Annotated in this window: 25 protein-coding genes; 15 read left to right on the top strand and 10 right to left on the bottom strand. The window is 59.0% G+C overall.

The genetic code is table 11. The features are described from left to right. Positions 1–280 precede the first annotated feature (280 nt). From BUE38_RS19835 to BUE38_RS19795, 9 genes are all read left to right on the top strand, one after another. Positions 281–1636, top strand: coding sequence for a Na+/H+ antiporter family protein (locus BUE38_RS19835; protein WP_073436972.1), 1356 nt, complete (start codon positions 281–283; stop codon positions 1634–1636). 395 nt (positions 1637–2031) lie between these two features. After that, entirely contained in the window at positions 2032–2421 is a 390-nt protein-coding gene (locus tag BUE38_RS19830) for a DUF2170 family protein (RefSeq protein ID WP_073436971.1), read from the top strand. 17 nt (positions 2422–2438) lie between these two features. Next, entirely contained in the window at positions 2439–3122 is a 684-nt protein-coding gene (locus BUE38_RS19825; protein ID WP_073436970.1) for a PspA/IM30 family protein, read from the top strand. Positions 3123–3130: 8 nt separating this feature from the next. After that, entirely contained in the window at positions 3131–4177 is a 1047-nt protein-coding gene (locus tag BUE38_RS19820; RefSeq protein WP_073436969.1) for a potassium channel family protein, read from the top strand. Beyond that, positions 4170–4814, top strand: a complete 645-nt coding sequence (locus tag BUE38_RS19815; RefSeq protein WP_073436968.1) for a YjfK family protein — start codon at positions 4170–4172, stop codon at positions 4812–4814. Before BUE38_RS19820 ends, BUE38_RS19815 begins: the two co-directional genes overlap by 8 nt. A gap of 174 nt (positions 4815–4988) precedes the next feature. Then, positions 4989–5405: a DUF350 domain-containing protein gene (locus tag BUE38_RS19810; RefSeq protein ID WP_073436967.1), complete on the top strand. Its 417-nt coding sequence runs from the start codon at positions 4989–4991 to the stop codon at positions 5403–5405. 10 nt (positions 5406–5415) lie between these two features. After that, positions 5416–6039 carry a DUF1190 domain-containing protein gene (locus tag BUE38_RS19805; RefSeq protein WP_073436966.1) on the top strand — a complete coding sequence of 208 codons (624 nt, stop codon included), beginning with the start codon at positions 5416–5418 and terminating at the stop codon, positions 6037–6039. 12 nt (positions 6040–6051) lie between these two features. After that, positions 6052–7221: a glutathionylspermidine synthase family protein gene (locus tag BUE38_RS19800; RefSeq protein WP_073436965.1), complete on the top strand. Its 1170-nt coding sequence runs from the start codon at positions 6052–6054 to the stop codon at positions 7219–7221. A gap of 25 nt (positions 7222–7246) precedes the next feature. After that, positions 7247–7477: a hypothetical protein gene (locus BUE38_RS19795; RefSeq protein ID WP_073436964.1), complete on the top strand. Its 231-nt coding sequence runs from the start codon at positions 7247–7249 to the stop codon at positions 7475–7477. Here BUE38_RS19795 and BUE38_RS19790 read toward each other — a convergent pair. The 4 genes from BUE38_RS19790 to BUE38_RS19775 all read right to left on the bottom strand — a co-directional run bounded on the left by BUE38_RS19790 (position 7445) and on the right by BUE38_RS19775 (position 11354). Beyond that, a complete protein-coding gene (locus BUE38_RS19790; protein WP_073436990.1) occupies positions 7445–8176 on the bottom strand; it encodes an RNA methyltransferase in 732 nt (243 codons plus the stop codon). The genes BUE38_RS19795 and BUE38_RS19790 overlap by 33 nt on opposite strands. Before the next feature lie 241 nt (positions 8177–8417). Then, positions 8418–10061 (bottom strand): chaperonin GroEL, encoded by a 1644-nt coding sequence (gene groL / locus BUE38_RS19785; protein WP_073436963.1) that lies wholly within the window; start codon positions 10059–10061, stop codon positions 8418–8420. Positions 10062–10144: 83 nt separating this feature from the next. After that, positions 10145–10438: a co-chaperone GroES gene (locus tag BUE38_RS19780; RefSeq protein ID WP_073436962.1), complete on the bottom strand. Its 294-nt coding sequence runs from the start codon at positions 10436–10438 to the stop codon at positions 10145–10147. Between the two features lie 388 nt (positions 10439–10826). Next, positions 10827–11354 carry an FxsA family protein gene (locus BUE38_RS19775; protein WP_073436961.1) on the bottom strand — a complete coding sequence of 176 codons (528 nt, stop codon included), beginning with the start codon at positions 11352–11354 and terminating at the stop codon, positions 10827–10829. Positions 11355–11807: 453 nt separating this feature from the next. Between BUE38_RS19775 and BUE38_RS19770 the strand changes: the two genes are divergently transcribed. Next, positions 11808–12569: an SDR family oxidoreductase gene (locus tag BUE38_RS19770; RefSeq protein WP_073436960.1), complete on the top strand. Its 762-nt coding sequence runs from the start codon at positions 11808–11810 to the stop codon at positions 12567–12569. 146 nt (positions 12570–12715) lie between these two features. On the opposite strand, the gene BUE38_RS19765 is transcribed toward BUE38_RS19770, so the two are convergent. Continuing rightward, complete coding sequence (locus BUE38_RS19765) at positions 12716–13057, bottom strand: ComEA family DNA-binding protein (protein WP_084542057.1); 342 nt, start codon at positions 13055–13057, stop codon at positions 12716–12718. Positions 13058–13702: 645 nt separating this feature from the next. Between BUE38_RS19765 and pyrF the strand changes: the two genes are divergently transcribed. Then, a complete protein-coding gene (gene pyrF, locus BUE38_RS19760; RefSeq protein ID WP_073436988.1) occupies positions 13703–14401 on the top strand; it encodes an orotidine-5'-phosphate decarboxylase in 699 nt (232 codons plus the stop codon). 124 nt (positions 14402–14525) lie between these two features. On the opposite strand, the gene lapB is transcribed toward pyrF, so the two are convergent. From lapB to BUE38_RS19745, 3 genes are read right to left on the bottom strand one after another with little or no spacing between them, the layout of a single operon-like run. Then, positions 14526–15734, bottom strand: a complete 1209-nt coding sequence (gene lapB, locus BUE38_RS19755) for a lipopolysaccharide assembly protein LapB (RefSeq protein WP_073436959.1) — start codon at positions 15732–15734, stop codon at positions 14526–14528. Position 15735: 1 nt separating this feature from the next. Then, entirely contained in the window at positions 15736–16041 is a 306-nt protein-coding gene (locus BUE38_RS19750; protein ID WP_073436958.1) for a lipopolysaccharide assembly protein LapA domain-containing protein, read from the bottom strand. 56 nt (positions 16042–16097) lie between these two features. Continuing rightward, positions 16098–16394 (bottom strand): integration host factor subunit beta, encoded by a 297-nt coding sequence (locus BUE38_RS19745; protein ID WP_073436957.1) that lies wholly within the window; start codon positions 16392–16394, stop codon positions 16098–16100. A 316-nt stretch (positions 16395–16710) separates the two neighbouring features. Here BUE38_RS19745 and BUE38_RS19740 point away from each other — a divergent pair, with 316 nt between their 5' ends. Next, positions 16711–17013, top strand: a complete 303-nt coding sequence (locus tag BUE38_RS19740) for an FAD assembly factor SdhE (protein ID WP_073436956.1) — start codon at positions 16711–16713, stop codon at positions 17011–17013. Then, positions 16973–17533 (top strand): YgfX family protein, encoded by a 561-nt coding sequence (locus BUE38_RS19735; RefSeq protein WP_143166410.1) that lies wholly within the window; start codon positions 16973–16975, stop codon positions 17531–17533. The genes BUE38_RS19740 and BUE38_RS19735 overlap by 41 nt, the downstream gene beginning before the upstream one ends. Positions 17534–17574: 41 nt before the next feature. On the opposite strand, the gene dinB is transcribed toward BUE38_RS19735, so the two are convergent. Next, the gene (gene dinB, locus BUE38_RS19730) at positions 17575–18633 is read right to left on the bottom strand and encodes a DNA polymerase IV (RefSeq protein WP_073436954.1); all 1059 of its coding nucleotides are present in this window, start codon (positions 18631–18633) and stop codon (positions 17575–17577) included. A gap of 179 nt (positions 18634–18812) precedes the next feature. After that, positions 18813–19478 carry a transcriptional repressor LexA gene (lexA, locus tag BUE38_RS19725; protein ID WP_073436953.1) on the bottom strand — a complete coding sequence of 222 codons (666 nt, stop codon included), beginning with the start codon at positions 19476–19478 and terminating at the stop codon, positions 18813–18815. 371 nt (positions 19479–19849) lie between these two features. Between lexA and BUE38_RS19720 the strand changes: the two genes are divergently transcribed. Together BUE38_RS19720 and BUE38_RS19715 are read left to right on the top strand one after the other, a co-directional pair. Further along, positions 19850–20545: a TetR/AcrR family transcriptional regulator gene (locus BUE38_RS19720; protein WP_073436952.1), complete on the top strand. Its 696-nt coding sequence runs from the start codon at positions 19850–19852 to the stop codon at positions 20543–20545. Beyond that, on the top strand, positions 20545–21063 hold the full coding sequence (locus tag BUE38_RS19715) for a L,D-transpeptidase (protein WP_073436951.1): 519 nt from the start codon (positions 20545–20547) through the stop codon (positions 21061–21063). Before BUE38_RS19720 ends, BUE38_RS19715 begins: the two co-directional genes overlap by 1 nt. Positions 21064–21082 lie beyond the last annotated feature (19 nt).

Genomic DNA, 21082 nt, shown 5'->3' with positions numbered 1-21082 from the left:
TCTCCGCAGGACGATTCTGGTATCATCTGTGCCGCTTTGTTTCTGAGCTTCCTTGCGCACAGGCGTGTCGGGATGGCGGGATGGCGGGATTCGAAGCATTCATCGCTCGAGGACTGGTCTCAAGAGCTATCTCAAGAACAATCTCAAGAGCTGTTTTCAAGGACAGTTCTTGAGGACAGCCCTTGAGGACAGTCTCAAAGACAATGAAGCGCGGTGCACTAGGGGCGAAGACTTTCGGCGACCCTGATCGGCATTGGCGCAGGTGAAAACTGGACACTCCATGAATGCTGTCATAATTGCTGTGCTGGTGATGGTTGGCCTATCGCTGGCAAGAGTTTCTGTGGTATTGGCGCTGGTGGTCGGCGCTCTGGTGGGGGGACTGGTCGGCGGTCTGTCGATCGAGGACACTCTGGCGGCCTTCAACGATGGTGTCGGCAACGGTGCCAAGGTGGCGTTGGCCTATGCGACTCTTGGCGCCTTTGCTGTCGCCATCTCTCGCTCGGGACTGCCGGATCTGCTGGCTGGCCGGCTGATTCGCATGTTGGGCGGAGAAGCGTCAGCGACGCGCCAGGCCACCGTCAAGTACCTGCTGATGGGTAGCGTGCTGCTGGTGGCCATTTCCTCCCAGAACCTGATTCCGGTACATATTGCCTTTATCCCGATCCTGATCCCGCCACTGCTCAAGGTCATGAACGAGTTGCGCATGGACCGTCGTGCGGTGGCCTGTGTGCTGACCTTCGGGCTGACGGCACCCTATATGCTGTTGCCGGTGGGGTTTGGGGCGATCTTCCTCAACGACATCCTGCTGGCCAACATCAACACGGCTGGCGCTGCCCTGGGGCTCGAGATCGACCGCAGCATTGTGCCGGTGGCAATGGGGGTTCCGGTCGGCGGTATGTTCCTGGGTCTGTTGGTCGCCGTATTCATCAGTTATCGACGTCCACGTGATTACGAAATGGCGGAGCTGGCGGAAGGCCACGCCCATGCCGAGCAGGATGATCAGGCACCGCCACAGCCACATACCCTGGGTCTGGTCATGTCGCTGGTGGCGATTGCCGCGGCTCTGGCGATCCAGCTCTATACCGGCTCGATGATTCTCGGTGGCCTGGTTGGCTTCTCGCTGTTGTCAGTAGGCGGGATCTTCAAATGGCGTGAGGCCGATGACCTGTTTACCAGCGGCATGCGGATGATGGCGCTGATCGGGTTCATCATGATTTCGGCGTCGGGATTTGCCGCGGTGATGACCGCCACTGGTGACGTGACCACACTGGTGGCCGCCAGTGTCGAGGTGATTGGCGACAATCGCGGGCTGGCTGCTCTACTGATGCTGTTGGTGGGCTTGTTCATCACTCTGGGCATCGGTTCATCGTTCTCGACGATTCCGATCATTGCGGCGCTATTTGTACCGCTGGCCATCGAATTCGGCTTCTCTCCGTTGGCGACCGTCGCGCTGGTGGGGACTGCAGCGGCTCTGGGGGATGCGGGTTCTCCTGCGTCGGACTCAACGCTCGGGCCAACATCAGGCCTCAATGTCGATCGCCAGCATGACCATATCTGGGATAGCGTGGTACCAACCTTTCTGCACTACAACATTCCTCTGATCGGCTTTGGTTGGCTGGCAGCCATGATGCTGTAGGAATATACGGATTCATTTTCTACAACGCCTCCGCCTTCAAGGTCGATATCACCTGAAGGCGGAGGCGTTGTTGTATGGGAGTGCTGGTGTCATTCATCCGTTATCCAGCCGACATAGCATATCGTCAGCGTAGTATTCAGTCCGTGTATCTCGGGATCCAACCTGTTTGTGCGCATTTCGGCAGAGCGTGGTCATGAGCTTTACAGGCACTGGTTGAATATATTCCAGTAACGAGCACACTGTGTTCACCCAAAGAGGCTGAGTTTGCCCAAAGGGGCTGGTCTGCCCGCCAATACGTGGCAAGATGGCACGATGCTGGTGGACCGGTGCCTGTTGGCAAGGCGTTGGTTTGATCCCGGAAAGCCCTGGTAGGATTACCTGAAGGAGCGATGAATATGGCCTGGGAGCTGGAATCCCTGAGCAAGTGTCTGTCCAGTCACGACAGCTGGACCGTCAACGCCGACGGCGAATGCCTGAGTATTACCAACGAGGATGGCCTGGATGCCTATCTGGCCGTCAGTGGCGACCAGATCGTGGTCGAGACGCTGTTGTTTGCCACCGACGCAGTCAAGGACGTAGCGGCTCTCAACGAGCAGGTGCTGCGCACCCACCAGTTTGTGCCCTTGACCACCGTCGCTGTCACCACCATCGACGGGCAGGACTATTACATGGCCTTCGGCGCTCTATCGGCTCGTTCCAGTGAGGAGAGTGTGATCTTCGAGGTCGAGACCCTGTTTGCCAATGTGCCGGTGTTCCTGCAGGCCTACGCCGAATACCTCAACTGATCGGAGATACAGCAGACATGAGCGTATGGAAGAAGCTTTTCACCGCAGTCAAGGGTGGCGTCAATGAAGCAGCGGAAACGGCTGCTGACAGTCAGGCACTGCGTATCCTCGACCAGGAGATCCGTGAAGCGAAGGACGAGTTGCGTCGCTCGGATCACTCCTTGACCCAGATTATCGCCAAGCGCAAGTTGGCGGACCAGAAGGTTGCCAGCTTCAACAGTTCGATTGCCGAGTATGAGCAGCATGCACGTGCCGCCAGTGCCAAGGGCGACAATGAGCTGGCGTTGGAGTGTGCTTCCAGGGTTGTTGAGCTGCGTGGTCAACTGGAAGCCGAGCAGAAGTTCTCCGAGCAGTTTGCTCAGTCCGAGAAGGCGCTGCGTAACAACATCCGTCAGGCCAAGGACAACCTGCGCCGCATGGAGCAGCAGGTCGATATCGTCAAGGCCACCGAGTCGGTGCAGAAAGCACAGACTTCCGTGTCGTCGCGCCATCTCGGCGCCAACAGTCGTATGAAGACGGCGACAGAATCGCTGGATCGTATTCAGAAGCGCCAGACACAGCGTCAGGCCGAGCTGGAAGCCGCCTCGGAGCTGGCATCCGAGGAGTCCGGTGATGCACTTGAGCAGCGCCTGGCTCAGGCAGGAATCAAGGGCGGCAAAGCCAACGCCGATGATGAGCTGTCCAGAATCCTCGGGAAATAACTGCCGATATGCACATTCTGCTGAGGCTGAAGCGGGTATTCGCTCGTCACTTCATTGAGTTCAGGTGGCATAACCTCCTGCTGGCGCTACTGTTCTATCTAGTCGCCAGCTGGCTGTTGATGTGGCTCTGTGGCGAGCAGGACATTGTCAGGCTCGATAACTTTGTCTACTGGATCGTTGTCACGGCTTCGACCGTCGGGTACGGCGATCTGTCGCCCGTCAGCCCAGCAGGCCGTCTGGCCGCTTCGTTCTTCGTCATTCCGTTGGGGTTGGGCCTGTTTGGCCTGACTCTTGGGCGCCTGGCGGCGTCTCTTTCCTTCCAGTGGAGAAAGGGTGTGCAGGGTTTCAAGTCACTCGATTACAACCAGCATATTCTCGTGATTGGTTGGCACGAGGAACATACACTGCAATTGCTCAAGCTGTTGCTGCGCGAGCTCGATTACCACGCCGAGAAGTGCCAGGTGGCACTCTGTGTGCGGGCGGAGATGGAAAACCCCATGCCCGAACGCATCGGCTTCGTGCGGGTATCGAGCTTCACCAATGACGAGGAGATGCAGCGCGCCTGCGTCAGCACGGCCTCGCGTATCATCATCGACTGCCAGGACGATGACGCCACTTCTTCGGCGGCCTTGTACGTCTGCAATGCCAACCCCGATGCCCATGTCATCACCTATTTCAATAACGAGAGCATGGGGCAGTTGCTCAAGCGCCACCTCCCCAATATCGAAGCGATGCCATCGGTGGCCACCGAGATGCTTGCCAAGTCGGCCATGGACCCCGGCTCCAGTGCGGTGCTGCATGAGCTGCTCAATGTCGACAAGGGCATGACCCAATACTCCATCGAGTATGCGGGAAGCCGAGACGTGCCGCTCAGGCAGCTGTTCCTGGCCTTCAAGGAGCGTTACGAAGCGACCATCATTGGTGTGTCTGCCGGTCGCCGTCTGCCTGCGGAGATCAATCCGGCACTTTCCCGGGAGGTGAAGCCGGGAGCGGTGATCTATTACATCGCCGATGAACGCATCAACGATTTTGATTGGGAGCTGGGGGATGTTTGAACGCCTGTTCGGCAAACGCCCGGCGCAGACCGAGCCAAGGGCGCCTGAAGTCATGGGGCTTCACCTGGGCGGAAGCTTCTCGCTGGATGAGCTGAAGCTGCGTCTACTCGAGCCGGACATCGTGCCGGAGGGTATGGCCAGCCATCAGATCATCCAGGCCGTGGGGGAGATCAAGCTCGATGCCAACAGCCGAGTGCTGCGCTTCTACACCGATGACGATGCCTTTCTGCAGGTACTGCTGGATGGTGGCGGTAGTGAAAGTGACATTCGTGACGTCAAGCTCTGGTATTTCTACGAAACCCGGGGCGTGGGGTCTGAGGCTGACTGGAACAGCCTGCTGAAGAATGGCATCAGCCAGGCGAATTTCACCTTCGAGGATCGGGAATGGCTGCGAGTCTGGGAAGGTACGGGAGACTCGTCACCGCCGGTGGCCATGACGGAAACGACCTGGCAGGCCAATGGAGGCGTGTCGTCCACGGATCAGTTCGCCATGCTGTACGAGCGCGAAATTGCGCCGCAGCGATTCGAGTATCTGATGAAGGTAGGCGAGGAAAAGCTCGAGGGTAGTCGGTTGGACCGCTGTCTGGTGATCAGTACCGGGTTCGATATTGAACCCGCCGACCTCACCTTTATTTGATGGGCAATGTCGTCGTTCTCTCTTCAAGAGAGTTAACCAGGCAAGCGTCGATATCCAAGGTGCAAGTGCTAGTCGGTCGGTATTTTTCCATCTGAAATCATAGGGGGATACAAAACCGCCGAACAAGGGCAGGCATTTTGTAAACACCTCTTCAAGCACAGGGAAGCAATAATCATGGTTGATCTCTCTTCATCGTTGGCAGGCCTGCTGAGCTTTGTCATCTACTTCGCCATTTCACTGGTGATGCTGGTGGTGTTCAAGTACGTCTATACCTTCATCACTCCGCATGATGAGTGGAAGCTGGTCAAGGACGGCAACAATACAGCGGCTGCCCTGGGGCTCGTCGGTGCCGTGGTCGGTTTCGCGCTGGCGCTGGCCAGTGCGGCTGCCAACTCCGTGGGGCTGGTGGATTTCGTCATCTGGGGGGTTGTGGCGCTGATCGCTCAGGTACTGGCCTTCGCACTGGTCCGTTTCCTGCTGATGCCGCGTATCGTGCAGCGCATCAACGATAACGAGATTCCGGCAGGCGTCGTGCTGTGTGGTGTATCGATCGCTGTGGGTCTGCTCAACGCTGCCTGCATGACGTATTGAGGAGAGAGCGATGAAACGCACAGCATCGATCAACCTGGCGCGTATGCGCAAGGCTCCCGTTGAGCCCTGCCGTCTGGCGCTGGTAGCGGCCATCGCCGTGGCCGTATCGGGTTGCAGTGACAGCCGTGAAGCCACGGCCTACAGCGATCTGGAAGACTGCATCGAGGATAATCCCGAGCTCGCGCAGCAATGCCGGACTGCCTACGAGAGTGCGCTGGCCGAGGCCGCCACCAGTGGGCCGCGCTACGATTCGGAGCTGGCCTGTGAGTCGGATTTTGGTGACGACAGTTGCCAGGTGTATCAGCCGCAGAATGCCAGTGGCTCCTGGTTTGTACCGGCCATGGCCGGATTCCTGTTTGCCCGGGCACTGGACGGCAACCGCTACCAGTCATCGGCACTCTACACCTCCAGCTATTATCGCTCGCCGATCTATGGCAAATGGTCGACCGCGGATGGTCGGGTGTTCGGCAACGGACGTCAGGGACGTGTCACTGTTGATAATGACGCCTTCAAGCCCAAGCCGGCGGCCACTCGTACCATGTCTCGCGGTGGCTTCGGCTCCGTGGTAGCGGCGAAGTCCAACTTCGGCGGTAGCTCTCGTTCGAGCTCCGGCAGCCGTAGCTGGGGTGGTTGAGGTGGTTCTGACGTGATTCGTCTCATCAGTCGCGAGAGGCCCGGTTGGCGCGACCGGGCCCGTGAGTTCGGCTTTCACTTCCACACCATGCACGGCGAGCCCTACTGGGACGAAAGCGCCTATTACCAGTTCACCCTGAAACAGGTCGAGGACGATCTGGAGGCGCCTACCGCGGAGTTGCACCAGATGTGCCTGGCGGTGGTGGAGCGTGCGGTCAGGGACGAGGAACTGATGCGCCGCTTCCGGATTCCTCGGGATCACTGGGATCTGGTCGCGGATTCCTGGCAGGCCGGTGAGCGTAGTCTGTATTCGCGTCTCGACCTGGCCTACTCCGGACAGGGGCCGGCGAAGCTCTACGAGAATAACGCCGATACTCCCACCAGTCTCTATGAGACAGGTTTCTGGCAGTGGCTGTGGCTCGAGGACAAGGTCAACAGCGGCGATATCCCTCGTTCGGCGGATCAGTTCACTTCAGTACAGGAGAAGCTGGTCAATCGCTTTGCCGAGTTGAAGCAGCATCATCCGGGCGAGACACTGCACCTGGCCTGCTGCAAGGATACCGAAGAGGATCGTGGCACGGTGCAGTACCTTGAAGACTGTGCCAACGAGGCAGGTATTACCACACGCTTCGTCTACATCGAGGATATCGGCCACGGTGAAGGGGACCTGTTCACCGACCTGGATGACCAGGTGATCCGCTGGATCTTCAAGCTCTATCCCTGGGAGTTCATGCTCCGCGAGTCGTATTCCGCTCTGCTGGAGCGTTCAGGCACTCGCTGGCTCGAACCGCCCTGGAAGGCACTGCTGTCCAACAAGGCATTGTTGCCGATGCTGTGGAAGATGTTCCCCGACCATCCCAACCTGCTGCCTTCATACTTCGAGGAAGAGCTGGCCTCGAGTGCTCTGACCTGCTTCGTCAAGAAGCCGATCTTTGCCCGAGAGGGCGCCAATGTCAGCATTCATATCGATGGTGAGGAGGTGCTGGCGTCGGAGGGGCCCTATGGCGATGAGGGGTTCATCTATCAGGCTTACTGCCCGTTACCGAAATTCGCCGGCAACCATACTCTGATCGGCTCCTGGTTGATCGACGATCAGCCCGCGGGGATTTCGTTGCGTGAGGATCGCTCCGTGATCACCCAGGACCTGTCACGCTACCTGCCGCATATCATCCTCGGTTATTAACCCGGCATGCTTTCATGTTGGGTTAATGGCGGCACATGGACGTGCCGCCGTCGGCCATCAGGCCGACGCGAGACCGCACCACACCAGCAGATCCACGCATCTGCGCCAGTGTGGTGCGGACGACAATCAAATCGATCAGGATGAGCTATTTGATTGCCATGTTAATAGCCAGATACGGCCAGCTCAGCTCGGCACAGCTCTATTCAAGATGGCTGATGACGGGTCATGGCTGCTGGTCGATCTGTCCTTCCAGTGAAGCCAGTAACCCCCGCAGCAGCGACAGCTCCTTGCGCGAAGGCTCGGCACGGGCGAACAACGCCTGTAACTGTGCTTCGGTACGGGCATGGGGCTGGGTAATGAAGCCGCTCATGTGCATAACGCGGCTCAGATGCTGCTGGAAGTGAATCATCTGTTCGCGTGTTGGCGAGCGCTCCTCGGTCGGTCGACTGCTGTTGCCGCGGGACTGGCATCGCCAGGCGCGACGCACTTCCCAGGCGAGCACCTGGACGGCCTGGGCCAGATTGAGAATACCGTAATCCGGATTGGTCGGAATACTGACCTGATGGCTGCAGCAGGCAATCTCATCATTGGTGAGCCCGTAACGCTCACGGCCAAAGACAATGGCAACCTTGTCGTGATGGCTGTCCTCCACCAGCGCGGTCGCCATGGTGTCCGGTTCGTCGTAATGGGGCAGGGGAAGGCTGCGCAGGCGGGCGCTGGCACCGACCACACGAACACAGTCGCTGACGGCATCCTCCAGCGTTGTCACTACACGTGCCGACTCGATGACATCGCTGGCACCTGCGGCCAGTCGTGTTGCTTCAGCATCCGGAAAGGCGCGGGGATTGACCAGCACCAGATCGGAAAGCCCCATGGTCTTCATCGCTCTGGCGGTGGAGCCGATGTTCCCGGGATGGAAGGTCTGGACAAGGACGACACGAATGTTGGAGAGCATGAAGATATCGTAGTGGGTGAAATGGTCGTGGGGCGGCATTGTAACCTCACCAGCCGCGAGGTACGAGCTACGAGCGGCGAGCTGCTCGGTGCCAACCTGATGGCTACGTGCCTCTCTTCGGGGTTCAAGCTCGAGCGTAGCGTACTCGAAGCTCGTGTCTCGAAGCTAAATCACCCACAAACAAAAACCCCGCCGGGAAAATCCCGGCGGGGCTATGCAGCTCGGAGAGCAGGGGGCTGATTTACATCATGCCGCCCATACCACCCATGCCGCCCATACCACCCATGTCACCACCAGCATCCTTCTCTTCCGGATCGTCGGCGATCATGGCTTCGGTAGTGATCATCAGACCAGCAACGGAGCCAGCGGACTGCAGAGCAGAACGAGTCACCTTGGCCGGGTCCAGAACACCCATCTCGAACATGTCGCCGTACTCACCAGTCTGGGCGTTGTAGCCGTAGTTGCCTTCGCCAGCCTTGACGGCGTTGACGATGACAGAGCCTTCCTGACCAGCGTTGGTGGCGATCTGACGCAGCGGAGCTTCCATGGCGCGCAGGGCGATGGCGATACCATGAGTCTGGTCTTCGTTCTCACCCTTGAGGTTGGCGATCGTGCCGAGGACGCGAACCAGAGCAGTACCGCCACCAGGCACGACACCTTCTTCGACAGCGGCGCGAGTGGAGTGGAGGGCGTCCTCTACGCGAGCCTTCTTCTCCTTCATCTCCACTTCGGTAGCAGCACCGACGCGGATGACGGCGACACCGCCAGCCAGCTTGGCAACACGCTCCTGCAGCTTCTCACGGTCGTAATCAGAGGAAGTCTCCTCGATCTGAGCGCGGATCTGGTTGACGCGAGCCTCGATGTCGCCATCGTTGCCGGCACCATCGATGATGGTGGTGTTTTCCTTGGACATGGTCACGCGCTTGGCGGTGCCCAGGTGGTCCAGAGTCGCCTGCTCGAGGCTCAGACCCACTTCCTCGGAGATCACGGTGCCATTGGTCAGGATAGCGATATCCTGCAGCATGGCCTTGCGACGGTCACCGAAGCCCGGTGCCTTGGCCGCAGCGACCTTGACGATACCGCGCATGGTGTTGACCACCAGTGTCGCCAGAGCTTCGCCTTCGATATCTTCAGCGATGATCACCAGCGGCTTGCCTGCCTTGGCCACGGCTTCCAGCGTAGGCAGCAGTTCGCGGATGTTGGAGATCTTCTTGTCCACCATCAGGATGAACGGATCTTCCAGTTCCACTGCCATGGTGTCCTGGTTGGTCACGAAGTACGGAGACAGGTAACCACGGTCGAACTGCATGCCTTCGACGACGTCCAGCTCGTCTTCAAAGCCACGGCCTTCATCGACAGTGATGACGCCTTCCTTGCCGACCTTCTCCATGGCTTCGGCGATGATCTCACCGATGCGGCTGTCGCCATTGGCGGAGATGGTTCCGACCTGGGCGATGGCCTTGGAGTCAGTGCACGGCACGGACAGAGCCTGGATTTCCTTGACGGCGGCGATGACGGCCTGGTCGATACCGCGCTTCAGGTCCATCGGGTTCATGCCGGCGGTCACGCCCTTCAGGCCTTCGTTGACAATCGCCTGAGCCAGCACGGTGGCTGTGGTAGTACCGTCGCCAGCAACGTCAGAGGTCTTGGAAGCCACTTCCTTGACCATCTGAGCGCCCATGTTCTCGAACCGGTCCTTGAGTTCGATTTCCTTGGCGACGCTGACACCGTCCTTGGTGACGGTGGGGGCGCCGAAGGACTTCTCGAGCACTACGTTACGGCCTTTCGGGCCCAGAGTCGCTTTTACGGCGTTGGCCAGAACGTCGACACCGCGAGCCATACGCTTGCGGGCATCATCAGAGAACTTGACTTGTTTCGCTGCCATTTTCTTGAATTCCTTTGAAGAATCTATGCGTCAAAAGTGAACGTCGGGAATGATGGTGAAGCGCATCCCTCCGAGAGTGGCGCTTAGCCTTCGACGACCGCCAGGATGTCGGCCTCGCTCATGATCAGCACTTCCTCGCCGTCGATCTTCTGCTTCTCGACGCCGAAGCCATCCTTGAAGATCACGGTGTCGCCGACCTTGACGTCCAGCGGACGAACGTCACCGCTCTCGAGAATCCGGCCGTTACCGACGGCGAGGACTTCACCACGAGTCGGTTTTTCCTGGGCGCTGCCCGGAAGCACGATGCCGCCTGCGGTCTTCTGCTCTTCCTCAACGCGACGGATGACGACGCGATCGTGCAAGGGACGGATGTTCATTGCTCACGTTCTCCTGATGGTTTTGCTGTGCTGGGGGCAATCCGCCCGCAGCGGTTCGTTGTCAACTCTCGCCGATAGCAGATCCGCCAATCAGCGAAGGGTGGAGATCCTGGCCTGTTGGACAGGACCCTCCTGTTGATGGCACCGCCCGTATGGCCGGTGCCGGAGCTTGGTGCTGTCAGGTAAGTGGGGTCCGTCAACGGGCTTTCAAGGGCATCAGTGGAATTTTTTTTGACCCTTCGCATTTTTCTTGACTCGTTGGCGAAAAGAGCAGGGGGCAAGGATGATCACAGGGCTTGCGCGGTATCGGAGCCAAGGCTGTTTCAGGCAAGGTTATCCGACACTAGGTTATCCGGGATCAGGTTTTCCGAGAAGCAAGGCGATAGAATCAGCGGCGACGCTCGTCGCGGCTGATGAACTCGCCTTCCAATGGCTCATCCTCGCTACCGGCGGTGCTGGACTGGTGAGGTGCTTCCTCGGACTCGTGACCAGTGCGTGTCTGCCCCCAGTCATCCGTGTTCCGGCTGCCGGGCTGCTCAAAGGAGCCTCCCATCGAGAATCCCTTCATGCGTACACCTGCCTTGCCCAGTACCTTGCCCATCAGACGGCGAGCGCTGGGGATCAAGCACATGAAGCCGAGGGCGTCCGATAGAAAGCCGGGAGCCATCAACAATGCACCGCCGAAGATCAGTGCCGCGGCGGTCAGCAGTTCGGAAGACGGGATTTCACCGTTGGCCATGCGTTGCTGGGCACGGGCAAAGGTGGCGACGCCTTCGCGGCGGATCAAATGGAGGCCGATGAAGCCGGTCGCCAGCACCAGCGCTACCGTGGGTAGAAGGCCGATTTCGCTGCCTACCGAAAACAGAACGGCAAAGTCCAGCAGGGCGAAAATAGTGAAAATCAAGAGAAACGGCATGGTCACTCCGCAAAAGGCTTTTCGATTATGTGGGGATGTTGTCGGGATAGTTCAAGGGAGCCCCATTGTGCCATGTGGAGTATGCCGACGTCGGGGCCGGAGCCGGAAGGAGCGTACTGCAGGAGAGCATGGTTCGTTGCGTGGCCAGCGCCTGGTGCGCGTTGTCACGTTATGACGCCCCTCTGTGCTGCGTCGCAACAAGATGCCTTGCGTTGGCAGTTGCCTCATTGGAAGGAGAGTGCTTTCAGGATACAGTTTGTATGATGCATTGCGGCATCAATGATGCATGTGTCGTCAAGCATTGCTGCCATTTGTACACCTGCACCACCGGCAGGCGAGGAACCGCCAGGGTGACGAATGGGGCTGGGGCGGAATGAACAGGCCAGAATGAACCGCTCGGAATGAACCGCTCGGAATGAATGAACCGAAATGAACCAGCAGTGAGGACCGTCCATGAAGCTAGATGATGCGCTGATTGCGATCACCGGTGGGGCACGTGGCCTTGGATTGGCGATGGCTCGCCATCTGGGGGAGCAGGGCGCGCGAATTGCGCTGCTTGATACCGATGGAGAACAGCTCGACAAGGCGGTGAATCTGTTGCTTGATGCTGGCGTATCTGCGCAGGCATTCGTCGCCAATGTCGCTGATGAGACATCTGTTAGTCAGGCTTTTGCAGATATCCGCTCTGCAATGGGGCCGCTCGATGGGCTGGTCAATAATGCGGGGATTCTGCGCGATGGATTGCTGGTCAAGGCACGTGACGGCAAGGTCGAGAAGACCCTTGGACTGGCCGATTGGCAGGCGGTGATCGACGTCAATCTGACTGGTGTCTTCCTGTGCGGCCGTGCCGCGGCGGCGGCCATGGTGGAAGATGGTCGCCATGGCGTGATCGTCAACATCTCGAGCATTTCACGAGCGGGCAACATGGGGCAGAGTAACTACGCTGCTGCCAAGGCCGGAGTGGCGGCGTTGACGGTTACCTGGGGCAAGGAGCTTGCGCGCTATGGTATTCGTGTCGGGGCTGTTGCGCCTGGCTTTATCGAAACCGAGATGACCGCTTCCATGCGTGACGATATGCTCGAGAAGCTGACCAATGGCGTGCCGTTGCGTCGTCTGGGCGAGCCGGCCGAAATTGCCGAGACCGTCACCTTCATCATGGCCAATGATTACTTTACTGGCCGAGTGATCGAAGTGGATGGTGGTCTGCGGTTGTAGCCTCTGGGCAGCAGTCGAGAACCAGAGTCGAGAGCCGGGACTGAAAGAGGCTCCGAGGTCATTCCAGTGGAGTGGCTTCGGTGTTGATGCCGTGCGTAAGACCCCACCGGAGGTGCCGGTGGGGCGGTAGGGGCAAGAGAGCAGGGTCAGAAACTCACTTCGCCCTCCAGTTGCGCGACGGTGGTATCACCGATGCCTGAAACCCTGGTGAGATCTTCAAGCGAGGAAAAGGGGCCGTTGGCTTCACGGTCCGTCACGATGGTCTGCGCCTTGCTGGGGCCAATGCCGGGTAATTCGGTCAGAACCTCTACACTGGCCTCGTTGATATTGATCGGTACGATTTCCATACCGTCCTGGGCGTTGGCGGGGAGCGCTACCGCCAGCCACAGAGCCGCGATAGCGACACCAGCCCAGCGAACCGCCGGAGATGCAGAAAATGGGGTGGAAGAAAGGAATGAACGAACGGGAGAAGCGTATACGGTAGTCATCGTCAGTCGACCTCCAATGTCGATCCGCTGTTGTCTATTGCTCGCATCCTGCGAGGCGCTCTGACCAATGGCAGTCGCTCCTGAAAGTCATGAGTGACTGCTCCAGCCTGGCCGTTGCTGGCCTCCATCCTTGAGGTCTGGTCGACCCATCCCTGAGTCGACAGGGCTTCCTGCCCTCGAGCCTCGGCCAACTATCCCTGAGACTGGTCTCCGCAAGACACTGGTCAGAGCGAGTGAGTGTCGGCAACAGCGTGGTTGCTCGACGCTCACCTTCCAGCCTGGATGTTATGGGGGGCTTTCGGTATGAAATATCGCTTAATTTAATGTAAGAAAATAAGTGTTTATAGGTGAAGACGTCAGCCAAGCTGACGTCTTCCATAGCTGATATACTGACGAAAATCGGGAAAATACCGCAGAAACAGGCACTCAAGCTGCACACTCGTGCTGTTCCAGCGCAATAAGGAAGGCTTCGTCGAGCGTCCTTTCTCGAGCATTTCGCTGCCACGACAGCGGCACATGCAACATCGATACATGTAAAATCTGCACATAGTAGTATCTGTACATACAGCACAAGCGCCAATGCTGAAGGCCTCATGGCAATATCGAGGCTGGCGGCTTCACGACAACTCTGAGGTTGATTATTCCATGACCACAGCTTCCCCGCTGATTATTGCCCTCGATTACCCTTCACTGGACGCAGCCCTGTGCATGGCTGACCGTCTGGACCCGGAACGCTGCCGGGTGAAGGTGGGCAAGGAGCTGTTCACTCGTAGCGGCCCCAATGTGCTCGAGGCACTCCACGGGCGTGGGTTCGAGGTATTTCTCGATCTCAAGTTCCACGATATTCCCAATACCGTAGCGGCAGCAGTACTGTCCGCCGCCGAACTTGGCGTGTGGATGGTCAATGTACATGCCTCAGGCGGGGCTCGTATGATGCAGACGGCACGTGAGCGGTTGGACAAGGCCGGACTTGGCACTCACTTGATTGCTGTCACGGTGCTCACCAGCATGACTCAGGATGAGCTTGCCGCAACAGGTGTGAGTGATGACCTTGAGGCGCATGTGGAGCGTCTGGCGCGTCTGGCGAAAGATAGCGGTATGGATGGGGTCGTCTGTTCTGCCCGGGAGTCCGCCATGCTCAAGCAAGCCTGCGGTGAGGAGTTCCTCAAGGTGACACCCGGGATTCGTCCGAGTTTCGCCCAGGCAGGCGATCAGCGCCGCATCATGACGCCGCGCGAGGCCATGGAGGCGGGCAGTACGCATCTGGTAGTGGGGCGTCCAGTCACCCAGGCAGAAGATCCCATGGCGGCTCTCGACGCTATCGAAAGAGAGTTGGCGGAATAGGATAGCAGTGGCATGAGCTCTGGGGCGGGGCGAGGTCGCGTCGCTTCCTCCCGTGGCTTCCCCGCTATGGCTCCCCTCACGCTATAACACCCCTCATGCTATAACGCCCTATGCCGGCTCGCCGCTATTCTCCTTCAATCCCGGTAATCGGCCTGGTGGTGCCCCAGCTTCTGCAGCGAGGGCATTGCCAGTGCAGGTGATCGCCCGAGAAACCGCAGCGCTTGCAGCGATGGCGAGGCAGCTCCTGTAGCAGGGTCTGTGTATGGTGACGCAATAGATCAAGGCGCTGAATAGTGTTCGACGCGTTGCCTTCGAGGGCCGGGTTGTTCCGCTCACCACGCTGATAGAGCTCCATCAGGAAGTCGACACCGCCCAGACTAGGCTCTCGGTTGAGTTGCTCGGTGACGAGGTTGATGGCCTCGCGATCATCGCCATGGTGGCGACAGAGCGTCTGGGCCAGCAGGACGATTACGCTGGTATAGGGAGCTTCATCAAGAAGACGCTTGAGATGACTGATCAGGCCCTCGATGTCATCCATCAGCCGGTAGTTGCGCTCCAGCGGCTCCAGCATGGTGGGGATGAAGGCCCGATCCTGCAGCGGGATGCGTTCGAGGTGCTTGATGGCCTGGCGATACTGGCCGGTGTCGTGGTAGAGCTGCGCGTACAGAAGGTTGGCGCGCACACAGCGGTCATCGATCGACAACGCCTGCTTGAGATGCTTGCGGGCAAGGCCGAGACTGGCATTCTTGCGTTCCTGCTCGGCTAATTCACAGAACCAATGGCCGGCAGCTCGACGCAGGTCGTCGTGTTGACGTACCAGGTGGGGGACGGCGACATTGATCGCTTCCTGCCACTCACCCTCGCGCTCGAAAAGGTCAGCGAGAAGTCGCTTGGCCTGGTGGCGTATATCGCTGTTGGTATCGTCACGAATCAGACCCTGCAGTAGGCGTTCAGCGCGATCCAGCAGGCCGAGCTGAAGAAAGTCGCGTGACAGCTCGAGCTGAACGCGAGCCCCCTGGTCGGCATTGAGGAAGGGGCGTGCCAGCAGGTTCTGGTGGACCTTGACCGCACGATCCGCTTCGCCACGCTGACGAAACAGGTTGCCGAGGGTGACATGGGTCTCGATGGTGTCGCTGTTGACCTCGAGGGCGGCGATGAAGGTTTCTATCGCCCGATCCTGCTGATCATTGAGCAGGTAATTCAAGCCAACGAAATAGTCTCGCGACAGACTGGGTTTGGGAGAATCGTGATGGGTTCTCCTTTCCCGTCGACCGAGGCCCCAGCCAATGGCCAGGGCGGCAACCAGCAGACCCAGCAGCAGGAGATCGGGCATTTCAGGGGAGTTCCTTCATCTCCTGGATGCGCAGTCGATCAAGTTCCTTGCGCTGTTGCTGATTGTGGCGCTGAGCGCGGGTCAGAGTCGCACGCAGGCGCAGGTAAACACCGCTCATGGCGAGCATGCCCAGCAGCACACCGACAGCAAGTGAACTCAACAGCCAGACAGACAGCGATGCCTCAGGAAGCTCCGCCCAGATCAAGTCCAGCGGTACGGTCTGCTGGTTATTGGTCGCGAAGAGAATACCAACGATCAGCACCACCAGCAGAATGATGGCCGTGATCAGGCCTTTGAGCCAACGCATGAGCGAATTCCCATTGTAAGTCTAGACATCAAGTCGAGCGGGCATTACCGCTGGACTCAGTAACCCAGTGCGCGACTGGCATCAACCTGTTCGCGCAGCTCCTTGCCGGGCTTGAAGTGTGGCACGAATTTGCCGTCGAGTGCGACTGCTTCCCCGGTCTTCGGGTTGCGGCCCACACGCGGTTCACGGTAGTGCAGAGAGAAACTGCCGAAGCCACGAATCTCGACTCTGCCGCCTTCTGCAAGTGTATCGGTGATGTCGTCGAGAATGAGGCGAACGGCGGCCTCGACGTCCTTGACCGACAGCTCGGGCTGTCGCATTGCAATCTGCTCTATCAGTTCGGACTTTGTCATCGGTCTTCTCCGTGAGTCCCGCCTGGGGCTGAGCGCAGGGGTTGCCGCTTGTTGTCAATTGTCGCCGCCAGACTGGGCGGCTATGCAACTGGTGCAATCTTTACCTGGTGCAATCTTTACATGGTTCAGCGTCATCGCATCCCTTATTGGATAGCATACTTTTCAACTGTTGATAAAACAACGCACTACACACACCTATATGATCCAGGGGATGGTTTCAGCGTTTCAGCAAAATTGCGACGGCTCTGGCGGCGGCAAGGCAGCATTCTACGGTACAATGTCGCCACATCACCCCATGGCCAATGAGAGGTTTCCCTTGGAGCAATCATCAACTGCGGCTTCCGCCGCCGAGGCCGACCGCAAGCGCCTGTACTGGCATTCACGCCGTGGCATGTGGGAGCTGGATCTGCTGCTGCTGCCTTTCCTCGAACATCGTTATGACGAGTTGGGCGAGGATGATCAGGCGTCCTACCGAGAACTGATCACAGAGGAAGATCAGGATCTGTTCGCCTGGTTGATGCGCCGCGAATGGCCTGAAGAACCCAGACGTCGTCGAATCGTGCAGATGATTGTGGACTATGCCGAAAGTAGCGGTCACGGTCACAATCGCGGCCTCTGAGGCCCAGCACCTCGTTCAGGGTGGGCTGGCGGCGGGTATCTCTGTACTCGCCGCCTGGATTACTCCATCCCCTGTTGGAGCGGTGCTGGCCGCATGTGCTGCAGCGACGGTGATTCAAGCGCGACGGCAGCAGCCTGTGGGGCAGTTGCGTTGTCTGGTCGATGACGATGGCAAGTTGCCCCCTGGCGAGAAACTGGATTCGCGTCGGATGCAGCGCATGTTTCGGCGCTGGTTGGGAACGGCGGCAGCTCCGCAGGTGCCTGGCATATGGCAGTGGCGCGGCGAGGAGCAGGCTGACTGGCAGCTGGTTCACCTGCAACGTGTTGCCGTCGGCGGCTCTCTGATCGCGTTGCGCTGGAATGGGCGCACTCAATGGTTGTGGCCGGATGCCATGAGTCACACGGACCATCATGCGCTGCGGCGTTACCTGTTGGGCATGCCACTCGGCAATCTGAGTTCAGCCCTGAGCTCGACCAATACGCGTGAGCGCAGCAAACGTGGGTACAACAACCCTCTATAGCGGCTACGTCTATAACGGCAATTGTCTATAGCGGCAATTGTCTATAACGGCAACGATAGCTGTTGGCGAGCTTCGTCGGGCAACAGTCGGACACCGACGCCCAACAGACGCACTGGCCGGTGAGCGCGGGCCCAGGCCTGCTCAAGCAGTTGCTGGTAGCTCTCCTGCACCGGGATGAGTCCGCGGGTTTCCAGGTTGGTGGTAGTGAAGTCGTCGAATCGCACCTTGACGAACAGGCCTGCGAGAGGTGGGTCGCCATTGCGTGAGATGCGCTCCAGCAGCTTCTCGCAGAGTGGTGTCAGTGCTTCTCTGGCACTTGCCAGGTCGGGCAGGTCGCGGTCGAAGGTGGTTTCGACACTGATCGACTTGCGTTGACGCTCGACGCTGATCGGACGCTCATCAATCCCACGTGACATCTCGTACAGGCGGCGGCCGAACTTGCCGAAGTCATCCAGCAGCCTGTCGATGGGCAGGGCTCGGAGATCCTCGCAGGTCTTGATGTTCATGGCGTCGAGTCGTGAACTGGTCGCCGGACCGACGCCATGTAGCTTGTTGACTGGCAGCCTGCGCACGAAGTCATCGACCTGATCCGGGCGAATGACGGTCAGTCCGTCGGGCTTTTCCCAGTCGCTGGCGATCTTGGCCAGAAACCGGGCCGGGGCCACACCGACCGAGAGGGTGATGCCGGTGCGTTTCAGGCACTCCTCTTTCAGCCACTGCGCCATCCAGGTAGCGCTGCCCTGGAACTGCTCAACATCAGTGACGTCCAGGTAGGCCTCATCCAGCGAGAGAGGTTCGACCAGCGGCGTCAGTTCATGAAAGATCGCCTGGATCCGTGCCGATACTGCACGGTACTTGTCGAAGTCAGGTGCCACCAATGTCAGCTCGGGACACAGGCGCAGCGCTTTTGCGGTGGGCATGGCCGAGTGGATCCCGAACTTGCGAGCCGGATAGTTGCAGGTGGTGATAACCCCGCGCCGTTCCGCCGACCCGCCCACCGCCAGGGGTATGTCCCGCAGTGCCGGGTTGTCCCGCATCTCGACCGCTGCATAGAAGCAGTCACAGTCGGCATGGAGGATTTTTCGAACGGACGGGGGCATGGGACTGAGTCTCCCGGCGGGCGGTAAGCCATAAGCCATAAGCGATAAGTTTTAAGCTGTAAGCTTAAAGTAACCCCGAACCTTGGCATTTGTCTGTGGTCCATGGAGCGGCACTGGACAGCTCGTTTCTCGGGGCTCGAAGCTCGGTGCTTACGGCTTACGGCTTACGGCTTACGGCTTCACGACAACGCCTGCCCATTTCCACCCCGGATGACGCCGACGCCAATACCCTCGATGGTCAGATTGTCATGGCGCAGGTCCAGGCGGATCGGCTTGAATTCCTCGTTCTCGGCCTCCAGGGTGACGCGATAGCCGTCGCGCTGGAAGCGCTTGACGGTGACCTCGTCTTCCAGGCGAGCCACGACGACCTGGCCGTTGCGAATCCGCTCGGTGCGATGCACTGCCAGTAGATCGCCTTCCATGATACCGATGTCCTTCATCGACAGGCCCCGCACCCGCAGCAGGTAATCGGCGCGTGGCGTGAAGTATTCCGGAGGCAGTGGGCAATAGCGATCGATATGCTCGGCGGCGAGGATCGGGCTGCCGGCGGCGACTTCACCAATGATCGGGAGTCCATGTGGTGAGCTGGCTTCCGGCTGAGCGTCGGTTCCACTGGCCGGCTCGCTTTCCTGGGCGGGCAGGCGAATGCCGCGGGAGGTCCCGCGAATCACGCGGATGGCTCCCTTGCGCTCCAGCGCTCTCAGGTGCTCTTCCGCAGCGTTGGGCGAGCGAAAGCCAAGTGCGCGGGAGATCTCTGCCCGAGTCGGCGGGTAGCCAAGCTCGTTCATGGTCTTGACGATAAAGTCATAGACGTTCTGCTGGCGAGGAGTCAGGGGACGTGTCATTCGGCCTCCCTCAGGCGGCGAGGTTATGAAGATGATGCTGTGGCGAAAGCCACACACCGCGGACGCTATCAAGCAAGTTATCGCCGGGCTGTCATCGCTGGTCAAAAGCAATACGTGGGTAAGTATACAGTATGGACGCCCATCCAGTAAAAATGTTCCTCGCTTGAGGCATTGCTTGATGTACAGCCTGCGACATGGGAGGGCGTTTCAAACATCATCTCAATTGAATGGATTGTGGCATCGCAGTCGCTCGCATACACTTTGGAGAGAATTCAAACAATTGTTTCCAACCGGTAGGAGGGGACGGCGGCGTCAACAGATGTCACTTCCGTCATTCTACCGTCAGCTCTCTTCCGTGACGGAGCCTGCCTATGGCCCAGCCTGATACCATGACTCGCATCCTCGACACCGCCGAGGTGCTCTTTGCTGAACGTGGCTTCGCCGAGACTTCGCTGCGCAATATCACCGGCAAGGCCAGGGTTAATCTGGCGGCGGTCAACTATCATTTCGGCTCCAAGAAATCACTGATACAGGCAGTGTTTGCGCGTTACCTCGAGCCATTTTCGAAGCGCTTTCATGCCGCGATAGATGAGCTCGAGGCGGAATATGGTGACAAGGTCATTCCTCTTGAGGTGCTGTTGGAGACCATGGCACGCACCGTGTTGGAAGTCCCTGCCGAAAAGCATAGCCTCAAGGTGTTCATGCGCCTGTTGGGGTTGGCCTACAGCCAGGCTCAGGGCCACCTGCGACGTTATATCCAGGAGGAGTACGGCACCGTGTTTACGCGTTTCGTGGCGCTGGTGCGCAAGGCCACTCCGGAGCTTCCGGACGCGGAACGGTTCTGGCGCCTGCATTTTGTGCTGGGTACGGTGATCTTCACCTTCTCCGGTCTTGATGCGCTGCGCGACATCTCTGAGCAGGATTATGGTGAGCACGTGTCGGTTCGGGACCTTGTGCGGCGCATGAGCCCGGTAGTGGTGGCAGCCATGAAGGCTCCCTTGCCGGAAGCAGGGCCATGTGATGGCGGCGAGGATCAGTTGAACGTCAGGGCAGGAGCGACCGGTTGATGTGTACTCCAGGGCTTGATGCGCTGCCACCGAATGATGGCATCTGGGTTGAGGTTGATACCTCGGCCCAGCGGCTGACACTCTGGCAGGGTGAACAGCAGCACTGGCACTGCTCGGTTTCCACGGGCGAGGCGGGGACTGGTCAGCGTGAAGGTAGTGGCCAGACTCCCCTTGGCTGGCATGTCATCCGTGCCGCGATTGGCGGTGATCAGCCGAGAGGGGCAGTGTTTCGTGGACGTCGCCCGACCGGTGAGGTCTATGACGAGGCGCTTGGTGCCGAGCACCCCGAGCGAGACTGGATCCTTACGCGCATCCTGTGGCTTTCAGGCCTGGAGCCGGGCTTCAATCGTGGCGGTGAGGTAGATACCCAGCGTCGCTATATCTACTTTCATGGCGCTCCAGCGGACCGCCCGATGGGCGTGGCAGCATCCCACGGCTGCATTCGCATGCGTGACGATGACCTGTTACGGCTGTTTGATGAAGCCCGTCCCGGTACGCCCGTGTGGTTGCATGATTGATGGTGGTTGCATGATTGAT

Origin of the sequence: Halomonas cupida (genome assembly GCF_900142755.1) — a bacterium.
Lineage (GTDB): Bacteria > Pseudomonadota > Gammaproteobacteria > Pseudomonadales > Halomonadaceae > Halomonas > Halomonas cupida.
Note: the sequence above shows the minus strand (reverse complement) of the source record. Positions and strands in the feature narration are given on the sequence as shown.

Excerpts from the sequence above, each read along its gene's own strand:
- pyrF (WP_073436988.1), top strand. The coding sequence starts at position 13,703 with ATGACCACAGCTTCCCCGCTGATTATTGCCCTCGATTACCCTTCACTG.
- BUE38_RS19805 (WP_073436966.1), top strand. The coding sequence starts at position 5,416 with ATGAAACGCACAGCATCGATCAACCTGGCGCGTATGCGCAAGGCTCCC.
- BUE38_RS19780 (WP_073436962.1), bottom strand. The coding sequence starts at position 10,438 with ATGAACATCCGTCCCTTGCACGATCGCGTCGTCATCCGTCGCGTTGAG.
- BUE38_RS19775 (WP_073436961.1), bottom strand. The coding sequence starts at position 11,354 with ATGCCGTTTCTCTTGATTTTCACTATTTTCGCCCTGCTGGACTTTGCC.
- BUE38_RS19720 (WP_073436952.1), top strand. The coding sequence starts at position 19,850 with ATGGCCCAGCCTGATACCATGACTCGCATCCTCGACACCGCCGAGGTG.
- lexA (WP_073436953.1), bottom strand. The coding sequence starts at position 19,478 with ATGACACGTCCCCTGACTCCTCGCCAGCAGAACGTCTATGACTTTATC.
- BUE38_RS19715 (WP_073436951.1), top strand. The coding sequence starts at position 20,545 with ATGTGTACTCCAGGGCTTGATGCGCTGCCACCGAATGATGGCATCTGG.
- lapB (WP_073436959.1), bottom strand. The coding sequence starts at position 15,734 with ATGCCCGATCTCCTGCTGCTGGGTCTGCTGGTTGCCGCCCTGGCCATT.
- BUE38_RS19830 (WP_073436971.1), top strand. The coding sequence starts at position 2,032 with ATGGCCTGGGAGCTGGAATCCCTGAGCAAGTGTCTGTCCAGTCACGAC.
- BUE38_RS19810 (WP_073436967.1), top strand. The coding sequence starts at position 4,989 with ATGGTTGATCTCTCTTCATCGTTGGCAGGCCTGCTGAGCTTTGTCATC.
- BUE38_RS19745 (WP_073436957.1), bottom strand. The coding sequence starts at position 16,394 with ATGACAAAGTCCGAACTGATAGAGCAGATTGCAATGCGACAGCCCGAG.
- groL (WP_073436963.1), bottom strand. The coding sequence starts at position 10,061 with ATGGCAGCGAAACAAGTCAAGTTCTCTGATGATGCCCGCAAGCGTATG.
- BUE38_RS19765 (WP_084542057.1), bottom strand. The coding sequence starts at position 13,057 with ATGACTACCGTATACGCTTCTCCCGTTCGTTCATTCCTTTCTTCCACC.
- BUE38_RS19820 (WP_073436969.1), top strand. The coding sequence starts at position 3,131 with ATGCACATTCTGCTGAGGCTGAAGCGGGTATTCGCTCGTCACTTCATT.
- BUE38_RS19790 (WP_073436990.1), bottom strand. The coding sequence starts at position 8,176 with ATGCTCTCCAACATTCGTGTCGTCCTTGTCCAGACCTTCCATCCCGGG.
- BUE38_RS19835 (WP_073436972.1), top strand. The coding sequence starts at position 281 with ATGAATGCTGTCATAATTGCTGTGCTGGTGATGGTTGGCCTATCGCTG.
- BUE38_RS19770 (WP_073436960.1), top strand. The coding sequence starts at position 11,808 with ATGAAGCTAGATGATGCGCTGATTGCGATCACCGGTGGGGCACGTGGC.
- BUE38_RS19795 (WP_073436964.1), top strand. The coding sequence starts at position 7,247 with ATGGCGGCACATGGACGTGCCGCCGTCGGCCATCAGGCCGACGCGAGA.
- BUE38_RS19750 (WP_073436958.1), bottom strand. The coding sequence starts at position 16,041 with ATGCGTTGGCTCAAAGGCCTGATCACGGCCATCATTCTGCTGGTGGTG.
- BUE38_RS19825 (WP_073436970.1), top strand. The coding sequence starts at position 2,439 with ATGAGCGTATGGAAGAAGCTTTTCACCGCAGTCAAGGGTGGCGTCAAT.
- dinB (WP_073436954.1), bottom strand. The coding sequence starts at position 18,633 with ATGCCCCCGTCCGTTCGAAAAATCCTCCATGCCGACTGTGACTGCTTC.
- BUE38_RS19815 (WP_073436968.1), top strand. The coding sequence starts at position 4,170 with ATGTTTGAACGCCTGTTCGGCAAACGCCCGGCGCAGACCGAGCCAAGG.
- BUE38_RS19735 (WP_143166410.1), top strand. The coding sequence starts at position 16,973 with ATGCCGAAAGTAGCGGTCACGGTCACAATCGCGGCCTCTGAGGCCCAG.